General features: G+C 69.0%; 6 protein-coding genes and 1 pseudogene. 2 read left to right on the top strand and 5 right to left on the bottom strand.

What is annotated here, in order from left to right:
- On the top strand, positions 1 to 931 hold a 931-nt coding region (locus QR78_RS15075), incomplete at its 5' end, for an FAD-dependent monooxygenase (protein WP_048428355.1).
- A gap of 159 nt (positions 932 to 1,090) precedes the next feature.
- Here the strand turns inward: QR78_RS15075 and QR78_RS36705 are convergent.
- The 5 genes and pseudogenes from QR78_RS36705 to QR78_RS15055 all read right to left on the bottom strand — a co-directional run.
- A pseudogene (locus tag QR78_RS36705) lies at positions 1,091 to 1,258 on the bottom strand (DUF2169 domain-containing protein); the annotation flags it as partial.
- Between the two features lie 26 nt (positions 1,259 to 1,284).
- The gene (locus QR78_RS15070) at positions 1,285 to 2,694 is read right to left on the bottom strand and encodes an ABC transporter ATP-binding protein (protein ID WP_048428354.1); all 1,410 of its coding nucleotides are present in this window, start codon (positions 2,692 to 2,694) and stop codon (positions 1,285 to 1,287) included.
- The gene (locus tag QR78_RS15065; RefSeq protein WP_048428353.1) at positions 2,691 to 3,494 is read right to left on the bottom strand and encodes an ABC transporter permease; all 804 of its coding nucleotides are present in this window, start codon (positions 3,492 to 3,494) and stop codon (positions 2,691 to 2,693) included. Before QR78_RS15065 ends, QR78_RS15070 begins: the two co-directional genes overlap by 4 nt.
- Positions 3,491 to 4,432, bottom strand: coding sequence for an ABC transporter permease (locus QR78_RS15060; RefSeq protein ID WP_048428352.1), 942 nt, complete (start codon positions 4,430 to 4,432; stop codon positions 3,491 to 3,493). Before QR78_RS15060 ends, QR78_RS15065 begins: the two co-directional genes overlap by 4 nt.
- On the bottom strand, positions 4,420 to 5,916 hold the full coding sequence (locus tag QR78_RS15055) for an ABC transporter substrate-binding protein (protein WP_053220935.1): 1,497 nt from the start codon (positions 5,914 to 5,916) through the stop codon (positions 4,420 to 4,422). Before QR78_RS15055 ends, QR78_RS15060 begins: the two co-directional genes overlap by 13 nt.
- 551 nt (positions 5,917 to 6,467) lie before the next feature.
- On the opposite strand from QR78_RS15055, the gene QR78_RS15050 reads away from it, so the two are divergent.
- Positions 6,468 to 7,397, top strand: a complete 930-nt coding sequence (locus tag QR78_RS15050) for an ABC transporter substrate-binding protein (RefSeq protein ID WP_048428350.1) — start codon at positions 6,468 to 6,470, stop codon at positions 7,395 to 7,397.
- Positions 7,398 to 7,410 lie beyond the last annotated feature (13 nt).

Raw genomic sequence — 7,410 nt, 5'->3', positions numbered from 1 at the left:
CCGGGCGAAGGCCGGCGCGCCGTATTACGGCGTGCACCGGGCCGACCTGCAGAAGGTCCTGAGCGGAGCGCTCGCCGGCGAGGGCCTGCATCTCGGCCACCGCCTCACCGCCATCGCGCAGACCGGCGACGCGATGGCGCTCCGCTTCGAGAACGGCGCCGAGGTCGAGGCCGACCTCGTCGTCGGCGGCGACGGGGTGCGCTCGCCCGTGCGGCGCTGGATCACCGGCGGCGAGAGGGTGCGCTACTCGGGCACCAGCGCCTTCCGGGGCGTGGTGCCGATGGGCCTGCTGCCCGCCCTCCCCGATCCCCAGGCCATCCAGTTCTGGATGGGGCCGGACGCGCACCTCCTGCACTACGCCATCGGGGGCGAGGCCGATTCCGTCAATTTCTTCGCCGTCGTCGAGGGGCCGCGGGCCTGGACCTCGGAGCGCTGGCTCGATGCGATCGCACCGGGCGAGCATCTGGCGGGTTTCGCCGGCTGGCATCCCGCCGTGATCGAGATGATCGACGCCCTGCCCCAGACCCACCGCTGGGGCCTGTTCGTCACCGATCCCCTGAGGCGCTGGCACCGCGGACGGGCGGTGCTGATGGGCGACAGCGCGCATGCCATGCTGCCCCATCACGGCCAGGGCGCCAACACCACGATCGAGGACGCCGTGACCCTGGCCGCGCTCCTGGCCGCCGACGGGGCCGGTGATCTCGACGGGACGATGCGGCGCTACCAGGACCTGCGGCAGACGCGTACCCGCACGATCCAGCGCAGCGCCTGGGCGACGAACCGCCTGCTGCACCTGCCCGATTCCGTCGGCCCGGCGGCACTGGCCGAGCGCGACGCCCGCATGAGGCGCTTCCCCGAGGCGTTCGGCTGGATCCACGCCTTCGATGCCCAGAGCACGGTCGATCGCGCCGTCGACCCCCAAGCCGCCTGACCACCCCCGCCGCCCGAGGCCTCGACGATGCGCGCACTCGGCCGGCGTGCACCGCGGGCAACCGGGCGCGCACGGCCAGCACGAATCCCGGCTGTGTCTGCCTCGGGCAGGCGCGGGTGGTTCGGGTGCAGGTAGTCGCGGGTGAAGGGCTCGGTGCCGGAAGCGCTCGTCGAAGTCGTGCGGCGGCAGCGGGTGATGCTCCGCGTGCCAGACCGCGCCGGTGCCGGCATGCTGCCGGCGCGGGCACCACCCGGGAGGGACCGGGCCGAAGCCGGCGGGCGGCAGCGCGTCCCAGCGCGTCGGCGGCCTCGATCCTGGGCGCCGGATCGGTCTAAGCGCACGCTCGCTGCCGGTTACGCAAGGTCCGACCCGAGCGTGATCCGCCTTTCCGTGATCCTCTCCGCCATGGTCCGATCATGGGTCACGAGGAGCGTGCCGCAGCCGCGCTCGCGCGTCACCTCTCGCATCACATCCATGGTCTCCTGCTGTGTGATCGGGTCGAGGCGCGAGGTCGGTTCGTCGGCGAAGAGGAAGATGGGTTTGGCGACCAGCACGCGCGCCAACGAGACACGTTGCAGCTCGCCGCCCGACACCTGGTCGGGGCGGCGGTCGAGCAGTGCCACGGGCACGCGCAGCCGTTCGAGCAGGGTCATGACATCGTCGAACGACACGCGGTGGCGGGCCGTCGTTTCGGCGAGCGCGGTGCGCAGGGAGACGTGGCGGGAAAAGGTGGCGACGGGGTCCTGATAGAGTTTCTGGAACCGCGTCGAGGCCACTCCCGCCCGGCGTCGCACCCTGCCGGAGGCCGGCGGCATCAGCCCGAGCAGCACGTTGCCAAGGGTCGTCTTGCCGCAGCCGCTGGGGCCGGTCACGCCGATCCATTCGCCGGCGCGGACGGCAAGGTCCAGATCCGAGAACAGGCGGCGTCCGTTCCGGCTCACCGCCAGCTCCGTTCCCTCGAGCACCACGTCGCCCGGCACGCTGGCCGTGGCCGTGGCAGTGGCCGTGGGCCAGTTCTCGGGGGCGGCCGCGACGAGGCGACGCGTATAGGGATGGGACGGCGCGACGAGCACCGTGTCGGCATCTCCCCTCTCCACGATTTCGCCCTTCAGCATGACGATGATCTCGCCGCCCAACGCCTTGGCGACGGCGATGTCGTGGGTGATGCAGAGCAGTGAACCGCCCTCCTCCACCGCCTTGCGCAGAAGCGCCACCACGGCATCCCGCATGGTCGCATCGAGACCCTTGGTCGGCTCGTCCGCGAGCGTGATCGGGGCTCCGCCGGCCCGCGCCGAGGCGAAGGCGACGCGCTGGGCCATGCCGCCGGACAGTTGATGCGGATAGCGGTCGTCTCCCGCGGCCAGGTTCAGGCTCGCCAGATCGGCGCGCGCCTGGCGGCGCGCTGGCCCGGGCCCGAGGCCGCGCACGAAACGATGCCCTTCGGCAACCTGGGCGAGCGAGCGCATCGTGGGGTCGAGGGACACCCAGGGCTCCTGCGGCAGCATGGCGATCCGCCGCCCCCAGGCGCCGCGTCGCGCGCCCTGATCCGCGGCGTCGGAGATCTCGCCGCCGTCCGCGATGCGTCCGCTGACCGCGAGCTCCGGCGCCACCGTTCCCATCGCGGCTTCGGCGACCAGCGTCTTGCCCGAACCCGTTTCGCCGAGGATCGTCACCGTACGGTACGGTTCGAGCGTCAACGAGACGTCGCGCACGAGCACCGCCCCGGCAGCGGCGATCCGAAGGTTTTCGATCGTCAGAGTCATCGCCGCGCCAGAATCTGCAAGCCGAGGATCAAGGTGAGGAGACAGAGTGGCGGCATCAACAAGGCCAAAGGGGCCTCGTTCCAGTAGGGCAGCATTTCCACCATCATCGATCCCCATTCCGGGGTTGGCGGCCGCAGGCCAAAACCGATGAAGCCGAGCGCGGAGAGAGACAGCACCGCGCTGCCCAGCCCGAAGGCACCCAGTATCCCGAACAGCGGCAGGAGATCGGGGAGCACGTGCCGGTACAGGATATGCCATGGGCCGAAGCCGAGAAGCCGTGCGGCCTCGACGGCCGGGGATGCGAGCGCCGATCGCGAGGCGGCCCGCGTCATGCGGAACCATTCCACCCATTGGATCAGGGACAGGCCGAGGAACAGCGGCCAGAAGGCGCCGGGCGCCAGGGCGGCGATCAGCAACACCAGGATCAGGCCCGGCACCGCCAGGATCGCATCGGCCAGGGAGGATACGAGCCTATCCGTCCAGCCGCCGGCAAAGGCGGCGGCCAGCCCCAGGGCGATACCCGGGATCGCGGCCGCCGCGACCGCCATGGCGCCGAGCGACAGCGAGAGGCGCGCGGCATACACCAGTCGCGCCAGCACCGAGCGTCCCAGTTGATCCGTGCCGAGAAGCGCCTCGCGCGAAGGACCCATCAGGACATGGGCGAGGTCCTGCCGGTTCGGGTCCGCGCCGACGACGAGGGGACCGAGCAGCGCCGCCAGGACGACGATGCCCACGAGCGAGCCGCCGATCCAGGGTGCCCACCATGTTCCGTTTTCGGCGAGAGATGCCGCGCGTCTCATGCGCGCCTCCTCGGATCGACGAGGAGCAGCGCGAGGTCGGTCAGCGCATTGAGAAGGACGAGCAGGAGGCTGAGCATCAGTGCCGTACCCTGGATCATCGGCACGTCGCGTCCCTCGATCGCATGCGTGAGCGCATGGCCGATCCCGGGCCAGGCGAAGATTTCCTCGACCACGACGACCCCCTCGATCAGGAATGCGAAGCTGACCGCGAGATAGGCGATGAGCGGCACGGCGGCATTGCGGGGCACGTGCCGCAGGATCGCCTCGGCCCGGCTGAGCCCCTTCATCCGCGCGAAGGCGAAGAAGGGCGAGCGAAGGGCCGCCACGACGCCGTCGCGGGCGATGCGCGCCGAGGTCGCGGCCAGGCCGAGCCCGAGGGTCAGGGCGGGCAGCAGCAGGCTGAGCCAGCCGCGGGAATCGCCGACCGGCAGCCAGCCGAACAGGACGGTGCAACCAACCATGAGCAGGAGGCCGACGACGAAGTTCGGAACGGCGCGGAAGGCGGCAGCGGCGGCCATGCCGGCCCGATCCGCCAGCCCGCCCGGTCGCAAGCCGGCGAGCGCGCCGAAGACAGGGCCGAGCAGCAGGGCCAGTCCAAGCGCCGCCCCGGCGAGGGCCAGGGTGGCCCCGAGCTGGTCGCGGATCTCCTCCCAGACCGGGGCGCCGCTGACCAGCGAGCGGCCGAGATCGCCCGAGACGGTCCGGCCCATCCAGTCGATGAGCTGCAGGGCCAGCGGCCGCTCGAGGCCGAGCTCCGCCCGCACGGCCTCGGCCGCCGCCGTGGTGACGCGGTCGTCCCCGTAGCGCCGCTGGGCGATCTGGAGCGCCTGATCGCCGGGAAGAAGCTGCGCCAGGGCGAAGCACAGGAGGCTGACGACGAAGGCCACGGTGACCGCCTGGACCAGACGCTGGCCGAGAATGGCGACTAGTCTGCCCATCGCATCCTCGAAATCCGGTAGGACAATTCGTACGGATCGACGCTGACCCCGCCGAGGCGCTTGGCGGCCGCCACGCGCAGATCGTACCAAGCGACGGGGATGACGGGCAGTTCGGTCTGCAGGATTTCCAGCACGCGGCGGCGCAGGGCGGCACGGGTTTCCGGCACATCCGTCTGCTGCAGCGCCTGAAGCGCCTCGGTCAGTTGCGACGATGACCAGCCCATGGCGCCCCAGTCGCCGCCATTCGGGCCGAAATCGGCGAGCAGGGTGCCGATCGGATCGGGCACGAGCGAGAAGTTGCGCGCGATCAGTCCCATGTCCAGCGTGCCGTCGCGATGGCCGGCCGGAATGTCGCTGGAATTCATCATGGCGATGTCGAGATCGATGCCGATATCGCGTGCGGATGCCTGGATCGCGGCGGCGACGACGGGAAGCTCCGGGCGCACGGCATAGCTGCGCAGCGTGGCGTGAAGCGGCTTGCCGTCCTTCATGAGCCGTCCCTGCGCATCCGGGACCCAGCCCGCCTCGGCGAGAAGCCGGCGCGCTTCGGCCACGTCGTGGCGCAGGGGCGCGAGCGTGGACACGTGCCATCCGCCCATCGTCGGCGGAAAGAACTGCGTCGCGGCCGCCGCTGGCGAGCGCAGGATGGCTTTGGCGATCCCCTCCCGGTCGATCGCGAGGCTCAGCGCGCGCCGCACCCGGACATCGGCGAAGGCCGGCAGATGGGCATTCAGCTTGAGCGTGATCACGCGCGGGATCGACTTCGTCGTCACCGCCACATTGGGCGCCCGGCGCAACCGGTCGGTGCCCGCTGGATCGAGCGCGAAGGCGAGATCCGCCTGCCCGCTCTCCGCCATGAGCGCGCGCGTTTCCTTGCGCCCCACGGCCTGGTAGATCGCCCGCTTGATCGCCGGCTTCGGTCCACCGGTCCAACCGTCGAACCGCTCGACCTCGAAGCGCAGCGGCGGTTCGAGCGAGGTGATGCGGTAGGGGCCGCTTCCGATGATCCGGCGCACGGCCCCCGTCTCGTCATAGGAGGACGGGGCGAGGATCTGGGTCGAGGCCTCGGCCAGAAACGCCGGCAAAGCGATGAACGGCGTGGCGGTTCTGATCTCGACGACGTCGGGCGCGACCGCACGGATCTCCGTCAGCGGCACCTCCGCGAGCGGCCCGGGCTTGGTCCGCGCCCGCTGCAGGCACTGCGACACGATCTCGGCCGTGACCGGCGTGTCGTCGTGGAACTTGGCGCCTGCGCGCAGGGTAAAGCGCCAAGTCAGCCGGTCGTCGGACAGGGTCCAGGCGGTCGAAAGGCCGGGAACCGGCCGGCCTTCGTCATCCGCGCCGACCAGGGTCTCGGTGACCTCCATGCGGGTGAAAACGAAGCCGCTCCGACTTGGCTCCAGCGAGGCGATCTCGAAGGGCGTGACGATGCGAAGAGGTGATTGCGCCAGTGCGGGCGAAGCCCCCAGCAGCATCGCCGCCATGCAGAGATGGTACCAAAATTTCACTCCGCACTCCCCGTTATATAATAACGTTGCATTGCTTTCGTAGGGTAACGCACGACGCGTTGTCAACCTATTCGAACCGCACCTCGCAGAGAGCGCCCGCTTTGCCATTCGCGGGCGTTGAGCGATGGGGATCGGTCGACGGGACGGGCCTCGTGTACTTCCCGAAGCGCGGATTCATCGAAACGGGTCGGTACGATCGACGGCATCACGCGCATTGCCTTGGGGCATCGCCGAGGGGTTGCAGCGCCTTTTTCCACCACCAGCGCGGATATTGCCCTTGCTCGTCTCACCGCCCGAGACCGGATCGGGCGGTGTCCTGCCTGTCCGCCGCGTGCGCAGGATGGGACGGAACGAGCATCCGCCTCCGCCGATCATAGGCCTGCCGGATCTCCGCAACAAGCCAATTCATGTCCCAAAAAACACCGTTGTGGTCTTCAAGGTGTTTGGCTAAGGATCATGCGGCATGCCGCTTGGGAATTAGGCTATAACAGATGTGGAAAAATTCTAATTTACTGCCTATAACAGTCATGATGCTGTTCTTTTGCTGCCCGGCTTCGGCAGCCGACCGGCTCATTCCTGTCACCGACGATCGCGGCGTCACCGTGGAGGTTCCCGTGACGCCGCAGAGCGTCGCCGCCGTTTCCTATCTTGCGGTGGATGTGGGGCTGGCCCTGGGTGTCGCGCCCCGCCATTTCGCCGTGACGTACATGACCAAGGGGCGCAATCCGGATTTCCTGCTCGGGCTGACCAGGGAGATGAAGCTGCTCGGCCAACGCGCCAAGCCCAATCTCGAACTCGTCAGTGAAGCCAAGCCCGATCTCATCGTCGCGATGAAGCGCTACACGATCGGCAATGCCGCCTCCTACCAGGCGATCGCGCCTTATCTGGCCTACAATATGGAGCGATACGACGAGAGCTTCAGGGAAGTCTCCGCCCTCGCCAGGATTTTCGGCCAGCCCGAGCGCGGCGAAGCGCTGAACGCGTCCTTCAAGCGGAATCTTGCCGATTACGTCGCGAAGGCTCCCAAGAACGCTCATCCCCGATTCGTGATCATGTGGGGGGGCGACACGCCCTTCGCCTTCCATACGGAGAACACGGCCGCTTCGATCGTCGCGGCGCTCGGCGGCGACAATATCGTCGGGCCCATGACGCATGACGAGCGCTTCGGCATGGAAATGAGCCTCGAGGCCATGCTGGAGAAAGATCCGGAAGTCATCTTCATCTATGACAGCGGCCCGGACCGCCCGCAGGAAAACAATCCGATCTGGAGCCAGCTTTCGGCGGTGAAGAACGGCCGGGTCCATTATGTCGGCGACCAGTGGGTGGAGACGAACGGCCCGATCGCGCGCGAGGTCGTCCTGCGTGAAGCCGCGCATTTCCTCTATCCCGGGACGTTCCCGGCCGTGAATGTCCGTGCGGAGGCGGCGAAGATCATCCCCGCCGCTCTTCAGAAATGACCGCCTCCCGCAC

This window comes from Methylobacterium indicum (assembly GCF_001043895.1).
GTDB classification, from domain to species: domain Bacteria; phylum Pseudomonadota; class Alphaproteobacteria; order Rhizobiales; family Beijerinckiaceae; genus Methylobacterium; species Methylobacterium indicum.
Note: the sequence above shows the minus strand (reverse complement) of the source record. Positions and strands in the feature narration are given on the sequence as shown.